At 27.8% G+C, this 13,925-nt stretch carries 20 protein-coding genes and 1 pseudogene; 11 read left to right on the top strand and 10 right to left on the bottom strand.

Annotated features, from left to right (window positions below):
* On the bottom strand, positions 1–768 hold a 768-nt coding region (locus L8X28_RS07940; protein WP_263666018.1), incomplete at its 3' end, for a DUF2920 family protein.
* Between the two features lie 60 nt (positions 769–828).
* On the opposite strand from L8X28_RS07940, the gene L8X28_RS07935 reads away from it, so the two are divergent.
* Positions 829–1,062, top strand: coding sequence for an acyl carrier protein (locus L8X28_RS07935; protein ID WP_133319959.1), 234 nt, complete (start codon positions 829–831; stop codon positions 1,060–1,062).
* Here the strand turns inward: L8X28_RS07935 and L8X28_RS08465 are convergent.
* The 5 genes and pseudogenes from L8X28_RS08465 to L8X28_RS07915 form a co-directional block, all read right to left on the bottom strand.
* A complete protein-coding gene (locus tag L8X28_RS08465; RefSeq protein WP_337195135.1) occupies positions 1,055–1,129 on the bottom strand; it encodes a hypothetical protein in 75 nt (24 codons plus the stop codon). The genes L8X28_RS07935 and L8X28_RS08465 overlap by 8 nt on opposite strands.
* 11 nt (positions 1,130–1,140) lie before the next feature.
* Complete coding sequence (locus L8X28_RS07930; RefSeq protein WP_263661744.1) at positions 1,141–1,242, bottom strand: DUF2920 family protein; 102 nt, start codon at positions 1,240–1,242, stop codon at positions 1,141–1,143.
* A gap of 32 nt (positions 1,243–1,274) precedes the next feature.
* A pseudogene (locus L8X28_RS07925) lies at positions 1,275–1,436 on the bottom strand (DUF2920 family protein); the annotation flags it as partial.
* 8 nt (positions 1,437–1,444) lie between these two features.
* Positions 1,445–2,194 carry a hypothetical protein gene (locus L8X28_RS07920; protein ID WP_263661738.1) on the bottom strand — a complete coding sequence of 250 codons (750 nt, stop codon included), beginning with the start codon at positions 2,192–2,194 and terminating at the stop codon, positions 1,445–1,447.
* Positions 2,195–2,215: 21 nt separating this feature from the next.
* Entirely contained in the window at positions 2,216–3,457 is a 1,242-nt protein-coding gene (locus L8X28_RS07915) for a DUF2920 family protein (RefSeq protein WP_263666017.1), read from the bottom strand.
* 62 nt (positions 3,458–3,519) lie between these two features.
* Between L8X28_RS07915 and pseF the strand changes: the two genes are divergently transcribed.
* From pseF to pseH (L8X28_RS07870), 9 genes are read left to right on the top strand one after another with little or no spacing between them, the layout of a single operon-like run.
* Positions 3,520–4,221, top strand: a complete 702-nt coding sequence (gene pseF, locus L8X28_RS07910) for a pseudaminic acid cytidylyltransferase (protein ID WP_263666016.1) — start codon at positions 3,520–3,522, stop codon at positions 4,219–4,221.
* A complete protein-coding gene (locus L8X28_RS07905) occupies positions 4,212–4,898 on the top strand; it encodes a class I SAM-dependent methyltransferase (protein ID WP_263666015.1) in 687 nt (228 codons plus the stop codon). Before pseF ends, L8X28_RS07905 begins: the two co-directional genes overlap by 10 nt.
* A 2-nt stretch (positions 4,899–4,900) precedes the next feature.
* Positions 4,901–5,575: a class I SAM-dependent methyltransferase gene (locus tag L8X28_RS07900; RefSeq protein WP_263663028.1), complete on the top strand. Its 675-nt coding sequence runs from the start codon at positions 4,901–4,903 to the stop codon at positions 5,573–5,575.
* Complete coding sequence (locus L8X28_RS07895; RefSeq protein WP_263659986.1) at positions 5,572–6,285, top strand: WbqC family protein; 714 nt, start codon at positions 5,572–5,574, stop codon at positions 6,283–6,285. The genes L8X28_RS07900 and L8X28_RS07895 overlap by 4 nt, the downstream gene beginning before the upstream one ends.
* The gene (gene pseG / locus L8X28_RS07890; RefSeq protein ID WP_263666014.1) at positions 6,282–7,106 is read left to right on the top strand and encodes a UDP-2,4-diacetamido-2,4,6-trideoxy-beta-L-altropyranose hydrolase; all 825 of its coding nucleotides are present in this window, start codon (positions 6,282–6,284) and stop codon (positions 7,104–7,106) included. Before L8X28_RS07895 ends, pseG begins: the two co-directional genes overlap by 4 nt.
* Complete coding sequence (pseH, locus tag L8X28_RS07885; RefSeq protein WP_263666013.1) at positions 7,103–7,606, top strand: UDP-4-amino-4,6-dideoxy-N-acetyl-beta-L-altrosamine N-acetyltransferase; 504 nt, start codon at positions 7,103–7,105, stop codon at positions 7,604–7,606. Before pseG ends, pseH (L8X28_RS07885) begins: the two co-directional genes overlap by 4 nt.
* A complete protein-coding gene (locus tag L8X28_RS07880; protein WP_258108356.1) occupies positions 7,603–8,289 on the top strand; it encodes a methionyl-tRNA formyltransferase in 687 nt (228 codons plus the stop codon). Before pseH (L8X28_RS07885) ends, L8X28_RS07880 begins: the two co-directional genes overlap by 4 nt.
* Positions 8,279–8,947 (top strand): PIG-L deacetylase family protein, encoded by a 669-nt coding sequence (locus L8X28_RS07875; RefSeq protein WP_263666012.1) that lies wholly within the window; start codon positions 8,279–8,281, stop codon positions 8,945–8,947. The genes L8X28_RS07880 and L8X28_RS07875 overlap by 11 nt, the downstream gene beginning before the upstream one ends.
* Positions 8,944–9,408 (top strand): UDP-4-amino-4,6-dideoxy-N-acetyl-beta-L-altrosamine N-acetyltransferase, encoded by a 465-nt coding sequence (gene pseH, locus L8X28_RS07870; protein WP_263659983.1) that lies wholly within the window; start codon positions 8,944–8,946, stop codon positions 9,406–9,408. The genes L8X28_RS07875 and pseH (L8X28_RS07870) overlap by 4 nt, the downstream gene beginning before the upstream one ends.
* Here the strand turns inward: pseH (L8X28_RS07870) and L8X28_RS07865 are convergent.
* The 3 genes from L8X28_RS07865 to L8X28_RS07855 are packed head-to-tail and all read right to left on the bottom strand — an operon-like array spanning position 9,376 to position 11,859.
* Positions 9,376–10,113, bottom strand: coding sequence for a HisA/HisF-related TIM barrel protein (locus L8X28_RS07865; RefSeq protein ID WP_263666011.1), 738 nt, complete (start codon positions 10,111–10,113; stop codon positions 9,376–9,378). The two genes, pseH (L8X28_RS07870) and L8X28_RS07865, sit on opposite strands and share 33 nt — an antisense overlap.
* 1 nt (position 10,114) lies before the next feature.
* Entirely contained in the window at positions 10,115–10,726 is a 612-nt protein-coding gene (gene hisH / locus L8X28_RS07860) for an imidazole glycerol phosphate synthase subunit HisH (RefSeq protein ID WP_263666010.1), read from the bottom strand.
* On the bottom strand, positions 10,723–11,859 hold the full coding sequence (locus L8X28_RS07855; protein WP_263666008.1) for an N-acetyl sugar amidotransferase: 1,137 nt from the start codon (positions 11,857–11,859) through the stop codon (positions 10,723–10,725). Before L8X28_RS07855 ends, hisH begins: the two co-directional genes overlap by 4 nt.
* A gap of 111 nt (positions 11,860–11,970) precedes the next feature.
* Between L8X28_RS07855 and L8X28_RS07850 the strand changes: the two genes are divergently transcribed.
* Positions 11,971–12,750 carry a sulfite exporter TauE/SafE family protein gene (locus tag L8X28_RS07850; RefSeq protein ID WP_133319971.1) on the top strand — a complete coding sequence of 260 codons (780 nt, stop codon included), beginning with the start codon at positions 11,971–11,973 and terminating at the stop codon, positions 12,748–12,750.
* On the opposite strand, the gene flhB is transcribed toward L8X28_RS07850, so the two are convergent.
* A complete protein-coding gene (gene flhB, locus L8X28_RS07845; protein WP_133319972.1) occupies positions 12,742–13,818 on the bottom strand; it encodes a flagellar biosynthesis protein FlhB in 1,077 nt (358 codons plus the stop codon). The genes L8X28_RS07850 and flhB overlap by 9 nt on opposite strands.
* Positions 13,819–13,925: the final 107 nt, after the last annotated feature.

Here is a 13,925-nt window from a genome sequence, read left to right as displayed (position 1 = left end):
TGATTTTAAAATACCATACAATATAACATTTGGAGTTTCTAAAACATGGTCATATCCGTTAATATCTCTTCCTATGATGTAATGTAAAGGTAATATTCCAGCACTAGAATTATCTATCACTCCATCTACATACCAAGGAGCTATTTTAGCGCACATTAGCGCTAAATAACCTCCATATGATCCTCCCCCGTAAATTTTAGGTAAAGATTTAAATTGAGGATAATTTTTTATTATATCTTTTAAGGCATTGATATGATCGATAGCAGGCATAATTCCATAATTATTATATTCATTATTAGGCGGGATAAAAGAGCGTGAAAGACTAACTTTATAATCTATATCTAATAACTTTTTTTCTTTTAAGCTACTAATAGTTTGATGCAAAAACTCATAATGAATTGATGCTGTTGAGCAATCTAATTTACTTGTTTGAATTTTGAAATTTTCTAAAATGTTTTTTAAGTGTACTAAATCTTCTTCTGTAAATGTAATAGCTGCACTATATTTTTCTACATCTGATCTTCTTTGACAAAAACAATGATACAAAACGCTTACAGCTACAACATTATATTTTTGAGCCAAAAACTTCCTATTAAAATCAACAAAAGTCATATGAGCATTAGCTCCATATCCACCTATGATAAAAACAATAGCTTCCATTTGCTTACTATCATCATAAGTAATTCTATATTCTAATTTACTTTCTCTTTTTATATTTAATTCTACATCATTACAAGAGTCTATAAAATAAGTTTGATTTATGAGCATGTTAAGCCTTATATTTGCATTTTTTAAGTATTATTATAACTAAAAAATAAGGAGCTAGATGTGAATATTAACTTTGAAGATATTCAAAAAATGTTTAATGCAATCAACAGAAGTGATATAAATGAAAATAGTCGTAATTTAGTGGATGATGATATTATTGATAGTATTGATATGATGAAATTAATACTTGAAATCGAAAAATTTATAGGAAAAAATTTAGATGCTAAATATATCACTCCGGATAATTTTGAGGATTTTTCTACAATTAAAAATATGCTTGAGGAAGTTATATAATCTCAAGCACAAATTTATCACTTTTATCTTTAAAAGTAAAAACTTTATCCTTACAAGGATAACTTATACTATCTTCTCTTAGAGTGAAATTTTATCCTTAAATTTTTCAAGCATTTTTGGTAATTCCCTGCCAAATAAAGCTTTAACTGTTATTCCACCTCCATGTGCGAGTTTTTTTATAAACTTACCATCAATTTCTTGTATATCTACAAATAAAAATTGACATTAGAACCATACGCTCCTATGATAAAAACGATAGCTTTCATTTGCTTACTATCATCATAAGTAATTCTATATTCTAATTTACTTTCTCTTTTTATATTTAATTCTACATCATCACAAGAGTCTATAAAATAAGTTTCATTTTTAAGCATAATTTTCTCTAATCATTAAAATACTTTGTAAAATGCTCTTGATATCGCATTTCTAAATTATCATATATATCTTGAATTTTGTCAATAAATTTTTCATTTCTATATGCTTGCATAGTCATAGAATTAATCTCTTGAAAAGCAAAAAAATCAAATTTTTCTTCATGTGTTAATTCTTCAAGATAAATTACTTTTCCATAATGATCATAAGTATACTGCTTAAGAGTTTCTTCTACTACTTCAAGCACCTTAAACACAAATATCATTATAGGTTCCTTTCTTAATACCTGTGTGCTTTGCTCAAATTCCTTTAAAAACTCATCATTTTTTCTATGGGTTATAGTACAATAATGCTTTTGGGCATCTTTATAAAAAATATCAAATAACGCACAAGGTTTAACCCCTAAAAAATTTCCATCATAATCAACCTGAGGATAATAAGGATAAAGCTTGCATATCAAAGGTCTAAGACTATGAGGATTACAAAGTCCATTTAAATCACATTTTGCAAAAAAAGCATTGATTTTTTTTCCATTTTTTAAAGTAAAGGTATTGACTTTTCCATTTTCTAAATATGTATTACCGGCTTGCTTTAGCGAAAGATATTCAACTTCAAGCATAGGTAATATCACCGCACTAGATTTATTAAATTTAAAATATTGTGCATGAATATTATGACAGCATCCGCCATTGCATGTTTTATAGCATTGTGGCGCAAAAATAAATTCTTTATCTTGTAATGAGTTAAAAAAATTTTTCATTTCTTTCCTTTCTTGCATCTTTTAGTTTAATTTTTGCACATCAAGTAATATTTGCTCATTTTCCTCTTTAAAAGTATATATTAAATCATCACACTTGTATGAGATTTCTTTTTTACAAGTTTTATCTTTTAAAGGCTCTTGTAAAATTTGTGGTAAGTGTTTTTTAATAAGTAGTTTTATAGGTATACCCATACCGTGAGTTAGATTTTTAATAAACTTACCATCTATTTGTTTTTCATCTACAACCTTTATAAATTCAACATCAAGTCCATGTTCTTTTAAGATATTAACATATTCTTCTTTTTCTTCTAATGGAGCATATTGATCAAATTTAGAATGATAAGTAATGTGTTTTGGATTTGGATATTTTGCTTGTGTGTTTATATGATCTTTATTTAGTGTTTCTCTAATGAGTTTTCTAGCAGGTGAAAAATAATAAGGGGATTGTTTGTTTGTAGTCCATAGTGTTTTTTCAGAAGCACAAAGTCTAATATTATTAAAATAGTGAAAAGTTCCGAAACAAAAATACTGAGTAAAATCAACTTCTTTTCCAAAACCTATATATCTCCAAGCATCTCCACCAAGCGTCACATGAGAAGAATTATCAATAATTGCATCTATAGTCCACGGAGCTATCTTTGCAGATAATATACCCATATAAGCACCATGTGAAACCCCTGCTACAATGGTTTTTAAATCTTTATTTTTAAAAATATTCGCTTTTACATAAAGCAAAACATTAAGAATATCTATAGTCTGCATAATACCATAATTTTGATATTCATCATTTGTAAGTTTTAAGCTCACACTTAAATCTAAATAATAATCTCTATCAAAATCCCAGGCGTCTTTCTTTTTTTGAATTTCTTTATTAAGATATTCCATAGCAGGATGAAATTCTTCAAAAGTATTAAGTTTTGATATATCATAAGGAATTTCTATATCAATAGCTTTTAAGCTTGCATCAAAAATAAGCTTATCAATATCATCTAAATACCATTGTGCTCCAGTTTGAGGACGATTACCTATACCATGATAATTTACACTCAAAACTGCTACATTATATTTTGATGCAAAATACTCCATATTAAATTTTAAAACAGGATCTCTTATATCAGCACCAAGTCCTTGAATGATACACATTATAGCTTGAATTTCTTTTGTATCATCATATATAAGTTGAAATTCTAATTTACTTTCTCTTTTTATATTTAATTCTACATCATCACAAGAGTCTATAAAATAAGTTTGATTTATGAGCATGTTAAGCCTTTTAAAATAAAAATTCAATTATACTTACTTTTTTATAAATTTAAAGAGAAATCATGAAAAATCTTTGTATTATCCCTGCACGCGGTGGTTCTAAGCGTATTCCTAGAAAAAATATTATTGATTTTTTGGGAAAACCATTGATTGCTTATAGCATAGAAAGTGCTTTAAATTCGGGTATTTTTGATGATGTAATCATTTCAAGTGATGATTATGAGATCATAGAAGTGGCTTTAAAGTATGGTGCTAAGGCTCCTTTTGTGCGTAAAAAAGAACTAAGTGATGATTATGCAAGTTCAACCGCTGTAATACAAGATGCCATCATCACTCTAGAAAAACAAGGTAAAATCTATGAAAATGTGTGCTGCTTATACGCAACCGCTCCACTTATAGATGAGTTTATCTTAAAAGAAGCTTTTGAACAATTTAGTCAAGAAGAATGTAAATTTTTATTTTCAGCTTGTGAGTTTGAATACCCTATACAAAGAGGTTTTTACCTTGATGAACAAAATAAAGTTTATATGTTTGATGAGCCAAACTATAACAAACGCTCACAAGATCTTATCAAAGCTTATCATGATGGTGGTGCATTTTACTTTGGTAAAAAAGAAGCGTGGCTAGAAGAAGATTTTATGTTTAAACCTCACTCTAAAGCTTTTTTACTTCCTAGAAATAAAATTTGCGATATTGATACTTTCGAAGACTTAGAATTTGCTAAAATATTGTATCAATTCCATGAAAGAAACAAATGTTTATAAATAAAATCAAAGGTTTTAAATATCCTGATATGGAACTTGTAAGATGGTTTTTTAAAAACAAACTTGACACTTTAAAAAATGCAAAAGTTTTAGAATTTGCTTCTCATAATGGCAATAATCTTTCTTTATTTGCAAATTATAATTATGCGTGTATCGGTGTAGAACTTAGCAAACAAAATCATGAAAACGCTATTTATAATTTTAAAGAAATTATGCATTATCAAAAGGCAAGTTTTTTTAATGAAAATATGCTTGATTTTGCTAAAAATCATCAAAATATAAATGCAGATGTATTTTTAATACCTAATGTTATTAATTACATTACTAAAGATGAATTTAAAAATTTACTACAAAGTGCAAAACAAAATAATCTTTATCAAGCAAATGGGGGGGGGTATGCTCACTTTTTCTTAAGAGCAAGAAGTATTAAAGATCATCGCTATGGGCTTGGAGAAAAATTAAAAAATGATAGTTTTATTTTAAGCTATGATGAATTTAGTGGCGAAAAAAATTGTCTTTGCACAGCATACCAAGAACATGAACTTGTGGAAATTTTAAAAGAAAATTTAAATTTATATGATTTTGAAGTTATCACAAGTGAAAATATTAATATAAAAAATAAAGTTTATATCAAAGATAGCGATATAATTATATATGGAAAAATCACTAAGGAGTAAAAATGTATTTAAAAAATTTAAAAGGCTTAAAATTTCCAGATTTAGCCGTGATTAAATTTTTTTTCAAACAAGAACTGCATCAAAAAAGCAACCAAAAAGTTTTAGAATTTGCCTGTTCTAATGGCAACAATCTCTCTTTATTTGCAAATTATGATTATGAGTGTATCGGAGTTGACTTAAGCAAAGAAAGTATCAGCAATGCTAATTATAACTTCAAAGAAATAATTCAATGTAAAAACTATCAGTTTTTTCATGATAATATCTTAGATTTTCCTTTAAAAAATCCAAATATTAATGCAGATATTTTTATGATTCCCAATGTGATTAACTATCTATTAAAAGAAGATTTTTTAAAATTATTAAAAATTTCTAAAGAAAATTCTATGTATAAAGAAAATGCTTTGTTCTTTTTAAGAACAAGAAGCATAAAAGATTATAGATATGGTTATGGAGAAAAAATAGCTCATAATTGTTTTAAAATCACAAATGATAATACTACAGGAGAGCTTGGATGTATTAATACTCTATATCAAGAATACGAACTTGTAGAAATTTTGAAAGAATATTTAAATTTATATGATTTTAAAGTACTTACTTATGAAAATACCAATATCATGGGAGAAGATGAAAGATTAGTTAATGATAGCGATATTGTAATTTATGGAAAAATTAAGTGAAAATAGCTATCATGCAGCCAACCTTTAATCCATGGCTTGGCTATATATATATGATACAAAGTGTTGATACTTTTGTCTTTTTGGATAATGTGCAATTTGAACGCAGATCATGGCAAAATAGAAATAAAATTAAACTACAAGATAAAACCTTTTTATTGGGATTAAATTTACAAAAAGCGTCACAAAAAACATTACTTCAGGATATATTATTTGATAAAGATGATAAATGGAAAATTAAATTTTTAAAAACTATTCATCATGCTTACTCTAAAAGTATTAATTTTAATAAATACTACAATATCTTAGAAAAAGTCTTATTTAAACATACACATTTAGTACAATTTAACATGGAGCTAATCAGAATTTACTGCGAGCATTTGAGCATCAAAACACCCATTTTGCAAAGCTCTTCTTTAAATTTAAAAAATGAAAAAAAAGAAAAATTACTACTTGAAATTTGCCAAATACTAAAAGCTGATCATTACCTTTCCCCAGAAGGTTCAAAAAACTATCTTGAAAAAGAAACAGCAAAAGAAATTTTTAAAAATGCAAATATAAAAATTGAATATTTTGATTTTATCCATCCAACCTATACTCAATTGGGTGCAAATTTTATAGCTTATTTAGGAATTTTAGATTTTTTATTTAATGAAAAAGAGCCTTGTGCAAAATTTCAAGAATGTATCAAAATTAACGAGCATAATACATGAAAGTTCTTTTTAGAAGTGATAGTTCTAGCACCATAGGACACGGACATATCAAAAGAGATCTTTTGTTAGCTAAGCAATATCATGATGTATCTTTTGCATGTTTAGCTCTAGAAGGTTCTTTGATAGATGAAATTCCTTATCCTGTATATGAGCTAACAAGTGCTAGTGTATATGAGCTAATCAATCTCATCAAAAAAGAAAAATTTGATTTTTTGATTATTGATCATTATGAGATTACTGCAGATGATGAAAAACTCATCAAGCTAGAAACAGGGGTTAAAATTCTAAGTTTTGATGATGAGATAAAAGAACATTTTTGTGACATTTTACTAAATGTTAATGCTTATGCTAAAGAAAGTGATTATGAGAATTTAGTGCCAAAATATTGTGAATTAAGATGTGGTTTTTCCTATGCTCTAATACGCGATGAGTTTTATGAAGAAAGCAAGATAAAAAGAGAAAAAATTTATGATTATTTTATCTGTATAGGAGGAAGTGATCCAAAAAATATTTCCTTTGATATAGCAAACAAACTTAACAAAAACAAAACTATCATCATAGCTACTACAAAAGCAAATTCTCATCTAAACTCGCTTCGAAAATTAAGCCAAAAAAACCCTAATATACAAATTCTCATTGACCAACCTAATCTTGCAAGATTGATGAATGAAAGCAAAAAACTCATCATTAGCGCAAGCTCATTGGTAAATGAAGCTTTAATTTTAAAAGCAAATTTTAAAGCCATAGCTTATACTAAAAATCAAGAAAAACTTGCTACATGGCTTGCTAAAAAAGGCTATGAAGTGGAGAATTTTATATGATAATTTTAAAAGATTTTATCCATTTGACTCAAGAAGAAATCAAACTTGTTTTAAAATGGCGTAACGATGAAAGCATTGCTAAATTTATGAAAACGCAAAATATTAGCCTAGAAGAACATTTAAACTTTTTATCTAGTTTAAAAACAAATGAAACTAAAAAATATTTTTTAGTATATGATGATGAAAATGTCATAGGCGTGATTGATTTTATCAATATCACTAAACTTTCTTGTGAATTTGGACTTTATGGCATAAAAAAAGGCGTAGGTGAGCTTTTAATGCAAGAAGTTAAAAACTATGCTTTCAATGTTTTAAAAGTTCAAACTTTAAACGCATGTGTTTTCAAAGAAAATACAAAAGCTTTGAATTTATATTTAAAACATGGTTTTGAAGTTATTAAAGAAGATAATAATTTTTATTTTGTAAATTTGTCTTTTGCATACATGGGGGGGGGTAACAACTTAAATATATTTAATCAAATATATGGAGTTGCAGTTTGAATATAATCATAGCAACTCTTAGAGAGCACAATATTAATAATTTTTATAAACTAAAAGAATTATATAAAACATATACTTTTTACCTCATAACAAAAAAAGACGATCTTACTTTAGAAAAAATAACAAAAATAAATCCAGATTACATATTCTTCCCGCATTGGTCTTTCTATATACCTCAAGAAATTTACAATAACTATCAATGTATTATTTTCCACCTTGGAAATTTACCATTTGGAAGAGGAGGTTCACCTTTACAAAATTTAATCATAAGAGGGGTATATAAAAGCAAAATTTGTGCTTTAAAAGCTTGTGATACATTAGATGGTGGAGAAATATATCTAAAACACAATATTAGTTTTAAAATTTCAAATGCACAACGAATTTATGAAAAAATCTCAAAAATCATATTCTTTAAACTAATACCAAGAATTTTACATACAAAAATCAACCCTCGCATACAAAAAGGGAAAGTAGTAATTTTCAAAAGAAGAACAAAAGAACAAAGTAATATCAATACACTCGAAAATCCAAATTTGATAAAAATATATGATTTTATACGCATGCTTGATGCCATTGATTATCCAAAAGCTTTTTTGGAATTTGAAAATATAAAAATGGTTTTTCAAAACGCAAAAAAACACAATAATAAAATAAAAGCAGAGGTAATATTTTATGAAAAATAACAAAATTTTAATTATAGCAGCTCACCCAGATGATGAAGTTTTAGGATGCTTTGGAACTATAGCAAAATATATTCAACAAGGATATGAAGCTTATACTTTAATACTTGGAGAAGGTAAAACAAGCAGAGATATAAATAGTGAAAATGAACAAGAAATTTTAGAAGATGAGTTATTTAAAGCAAATAATCTTTTAGGCATTAAAAAAGTTTTTAGAAAGTTTTTTCCTGATAATGCTTTTGATAAAATACCATTATTAGAAATAGTCAAGAGTATAGAAGAAGTTAAAAATGAAATTAAACCAAATATAATTTTCACACATTATGAAAAAGATCTCAATATAGACCATCAAATTACATACAAAGCAACAATTACTGCTACAAGATCTCTACAAGAAGAAAGTGTTAAAGAAATTTATAGTTTTGAAATTCTTTCGAGTACAGAATGGAACTATCCATTAAGCTTTCAACCTGATGTATTTTTTGATATTAGTGAGACGCTTGATTTGAAGCTAAAAGCTATGTCTTTTTATCAATCAGAACTAAGAAATTATCCCCATCCAAGAAGCTTAGAGGGAATAAAAATAAATGCACAATACCAAGGAATGAGAGTTGGTCTTCAATATGCTGAAGTGTTTAAAAGTGTAAAGGTTATAAAGTGATTTTTTATAAAAATTTTACTAATCTTACAAAAGAAGAAAAAAAGGAAATTTTTTATATAAGAAATTCTCCAAATATCTCTAAATTTATGAAAACAAAAAATATAAATTATAAAAATCACTTAATATTTTTAAAAGAACTAAACAAAAACAAAAATAAAAAATATTTTTTGTTGATAAAAAATAACGAGAAACTGGGAGTAATATATTTTAATAATATCATAAAATTATCCTGTGAATTTGGGCTTTATGGTATAAAAAAAGGCGTAGGTGAGCTTTTAATGCAAGAAGTTAAAAACTATGCTTTCAATGTTTTAAAAGTTCAAACTTTAAACGCATGTGTTTTTAAAGAAAATACAAAAGCTTTGAATTTATATTTAAAACATGGTTTTGAAGTTATTAAAGAAGATAATAATTTTTATTTTGTAAATTTAAACAATCCTCACGGGGATATCATTTTTTAAAAGCTCATTTTTAACATCATTTGGAGTATATTGACTAAAATGAAATACATAAGCACCAGCCAATGCATTCGCACCAAGTTGTATGGCTTTTACCCCATCTTGAGGCTTAGAAAGTCCTCCATTGATAATGAGTGGAATTTTTAATTTACCTTTGAAATACTCTAGCAATTCCCAATCATACCCCAAAGAACTTCCTTCTTTATCAACACTTGTTAAAAGTATCTCCCCTGCTCCTAAAGATTCGTATTTTAATGCAAGTTCTAGCGGATCAATATCTAAAATTTCATTATTAAAAACTTTAAATTTATTTTTGTATTTTTTTACATCAATCGAGCATACTACACAAGAGCTTCCAAAAGTATTTGCCACCTTTTTGACAAAATCTGGATCTTGCAAAGCCATAGAATTAATACTAATTTTATCAGCACCTATATCTAACACTTTTCTAATATCTTCTAAAGTTCTAATCCCACCTCCAATAGTTAAAGGCATAAAGCACTCATTAGCTATATCTTCTAAGCTTTCAAAATCTATAACACCATTTTTATTGATATCCAAAACTATAAGCTCATCAACATTTCTAGCATTATATATCCTAGCTGTGCTTATTACATGCCCTATAGTTCTAAAAGAAGAAAAATTGATACTTTTTACAAGCTGATGATCTTTTAATAACACGCAAGGTATAATTCTTGTTTTAAGCATACTAGGCCTTTAAATTTGCAAAATTTTCCAAAAGTTTCAAACCTACATTTTGGCTTTTTTCAGGGTGAAATTGCACAGCAAAAATATTATCTTTTTCAAAACTTGCACAAAAAGGTTTTTCATACTCACAAAAAGAAGTTTCCACACTTTCTAAACACTCTACATAATAAGAATGCACAAAATAAAAATCACTTTTTTCTAAAATTCCATCAAATAACTTGCTTTTTTTATCACTAAATTGTAAATCATCCCAACCACTATGCAATAATTTTTCTTTACTTAAATCAAATTTCAAAACCTTTGCTTTTATAAAATCAAGCCCTTCACACTCTCCGCCCTCATACCCTTTACTAGCAAAAAGTTGCATACCAAGACAAATCCCCAAAATAGGCTTTTTATCTTTTAAAACACATTCTTTTAAAAACTCATCTAGTGCAAGTTTTTTTAAATTTTCCATACCTTGTTTAAAAGATCCAACGCCCGGTAAAACTAATTTAGAGGCATTTTTTATATCTTCTTTTTTAGAACTTATAATCACTTCTTGATTAAGTTTTTCAAAAGCTTTCAAAACAGATTTAAAATTTCCAAGATGATAATCAACAATACAAATCATTTCAAAACAAACTCATCTTTTTTTATCAATGATCCATCACTATCTCTTAAGAATTTACCATTTTCATCGCGTTTAAATATCTTTTTATTAGTATAAGAATCGACAATTTTTTCAAATTCTTTTTCACTAAAACCACTAAATTCCAAATACTTCTTAATAGCCTTTTTAGGTGGCTTTCCATCATATTTATTTACAAGTCTCACGCCCTCTTCACGGCTAATATAGCCAAGTCTTATATCCAAGCACGCATTATCCGTAGCTCTTCCAAAACCATATTTGCAGTATTTTAAATAATCATGCACATGATTTGAATAACAATCTAAATTTTCAAAATTCTCATAAGTAGTTTCAACTGGTTTTGTACTAGTTTTAAAGCCATTTTCTTGGGCTAATTTTAAATTATACTTATAATCCCATTTAAAATAATATCCCAAAAATAACCCTGTAACTCCTACTCTTTGAAGCTCTTCATCGCTTGGATAAGTATAAAAATATAAATCCTTTTCTCTAATACCATCAACACCAATCATATCAGAAATTCTATTACCCAAAAGTCCGCCAAATTCTTCAAGCCACTCTCTACCTAAAGTGTTTTTTTCTTTAGAGCTAGCTGGCCCACCATACTCAATCTGCGGACTTTCTCCCCAAATAATCAAAGGAATACCAAAAGCAACAGCTACTTTTGGAACACATGTAAAAATCCCCAAATGGTTTTGCCATTCATTATCACCCGTTCTTATAAAAGCTTCGCGGGCTAATTTTTTATACACCAAAGGATTTCTTTTGATATGGATTAAATCAACACCAAGGTTATTTAAATTTTTTAAATTCTTTTTACCTATTTTAGTAGGGATACTTGGTTCAAAACAAACACACAAAGGATTAAGTCCAAGTTCAAGACATTTTAAAACTTGAAAGGTAGAATCCTTACCACCACTTACTCCTATCACACAATCATACACAGGATGTTTTTTATATTTTTTAACGAGTTCTAGAAATTCTTTTTCACGCTCTTGCCAATTTATCTCATGATTTTTAGCTTCTTGCGAGCAACACGCATCACAAATTCCCTCATCATTAAAATGCAAATCAGGCTTAGTATCTGGCATAACGCATTTTTTACAAAATTTCATATTAACTCCAAAAAATCTTTATAATCATCATAAATCGACTATGATTATATTTTCTAAAGATAAATAAATTTTATTTTGTTACAATATTTTTTATTTAAAGGTTTATAAATTATGGATTTAACTTTACTTCCTTATATGATTATAGGAATTTTTTCAGGTATGGCTTCAGGGGTTTTTGGCATAGGTGGTGGTATGATTATCGTTCCTTTCATGCTTACTTTAGGACTTAGCTCTCATCATGCTGTTGCAATTTCTGTTGTACAAATGATTTTTGCTTCTATTTTTGGTTCCTATTTAAACTATAAAAAGAAAAATTTAATCTTAAAAGATGGACTTATCATAGGCTTTGGAGGCTTTTTAGGTGCGATGTTTAGCGGGCTTTTACTCTCATATTTTTCAGATATAACCTTAACAAGTATTTTTCTATGCGTGAGTATTGTATTCTTCTTAAAATTTGCTTTTAATCAAAAAAGCACCATTGGAAACATTAACCACTCTAATATCTTAAAAAATTCTATTTTGCTAATTTGTGGCGTATTTACAGGAATTTTTGCTATATCTTTAGGAATTGGTGGTGGGCTTTTAATTACCCCTATTTTAGCTTATTTTTTAGGCTATGATACTAAAAAAGTAGTGCCACTTAGTTTATTTTTTGTAATATTTGCTTCAATTTCAGGAATTAGTTCTTTTGTATATAATGACATCATTGATAAAGAAGTGTTACAAAATGGAAGCTTAGTAGGATTTAGCTCTATGCTAGGGGTTTATCTTGGTATAAAAATCATGGAAAAAATCAATCTTAAATCCCACCGCATAGCACTTTTAGGTATTTACACCCTTTCTATAACTATGACTATTATAAGTTTAATTAAAAAGCTAAATTTATTTTAATCTATCGGCAAATTTTTGTCTATTGGAAGTATAGACAAAGCTTAAAACCTCTGCCACTGCTTTAAAAAGCTCTGGTGGAATAAGATCATTTACCTCGCAAGCTTTATAAAGTTCTCTAGCTAAAGGAGGATTTTCATAAATCATAACATTGTATTCATATGCCATATCTTTAATACGCAAAGCTAAAAAATCCACCCCCTTAGCTAAAACTTTTGGTGCAGCTTCTTTGGAACTATCATAACGCAAAGCAACCGCATAGTGGGTAGGGTTAGTAATCACAACATCAGCACTAGCAACATCTTGCACCATTCTACGCCTTGCTGCTTCCATTTGCAAACGACGAATTCTTCCTTTTACTAAAGGGTCTCCCTCGCTTTGTTTAAATTCATCTTTAACCTCTTGCTTACTCATGCGTAAGTTTTTAAAGTATTGATACCTTACCAAAAGTACATCTAAAAGCCCTATAATCAAAAAAGCTATAATAACAATAGCTGCAAGTATAATAGCTTTATCCCTAAGCCATAAAAGTTGTGGATAAATCGTATAAAGTTCTACTCTAGGAAGTTCTTTCATAAATTGCAATAAAAAAACAAAAGCTATACCAAATACAACACCGACTTTAAGTATAATTTTCAAAGCTTCAATAATCTTTTTTAAAGAAAAAAGATTTTTAAGTCCGTTAATAGGATTAATTTTATTAAAATTTGGAGTAATGGGCTTAGTAGTAAAAATAAAACCAAACTGCATTAGATTTCCAAGCACACCCGCTACCATAATTACTAAAGTAATGGGCAATACCATAATAAACATCTCTATCATAGTTTTTATAATGATTTTTTGTAAAATCTTTAAATCAATTTCAATGCCTATAAAACTTTGATAAAAACGATATAAACCGCTAATTCTCTCACCTATAAAAGGCATCATAAACAACACCACAACCACAGCTATAATAAGTACAGCCACAGCAGATGCATCTTGGCTTTTTGGGACATTTCCTTCTTGTCGCGCATCTTCTATTTTCTTGGATGTGGGTTCTTCTGTTTTCTCTTGATCATCAGCAGCCATAAAAAACCTTTAAAAAATTTAAAGCAAGATTATAGCATTTTATCAAGTATCTGCTAATAAAATCTTATATCACTCAAACTAAACCCATTAAGGGTTTAGTTTAATTA

Origin of the sequence: Campylobacter sp. CNRCH_2016_0050h (genome assembly GCF_025772605.1) — a bacterium.
In the GTDB taxonomy this organism is placed as follows: Bacteria; Campylobacterota; Campylobacteria; order Campylobacterales; family Campylobacteraceae; genus Campylobacter_D; species Campylobacter_D lari_D.
The sequence above is the reverse complement of the archived record's forward strand: the minus strand, read 5'-3'. Positions and strand labels throughout refer to the sequence as shown.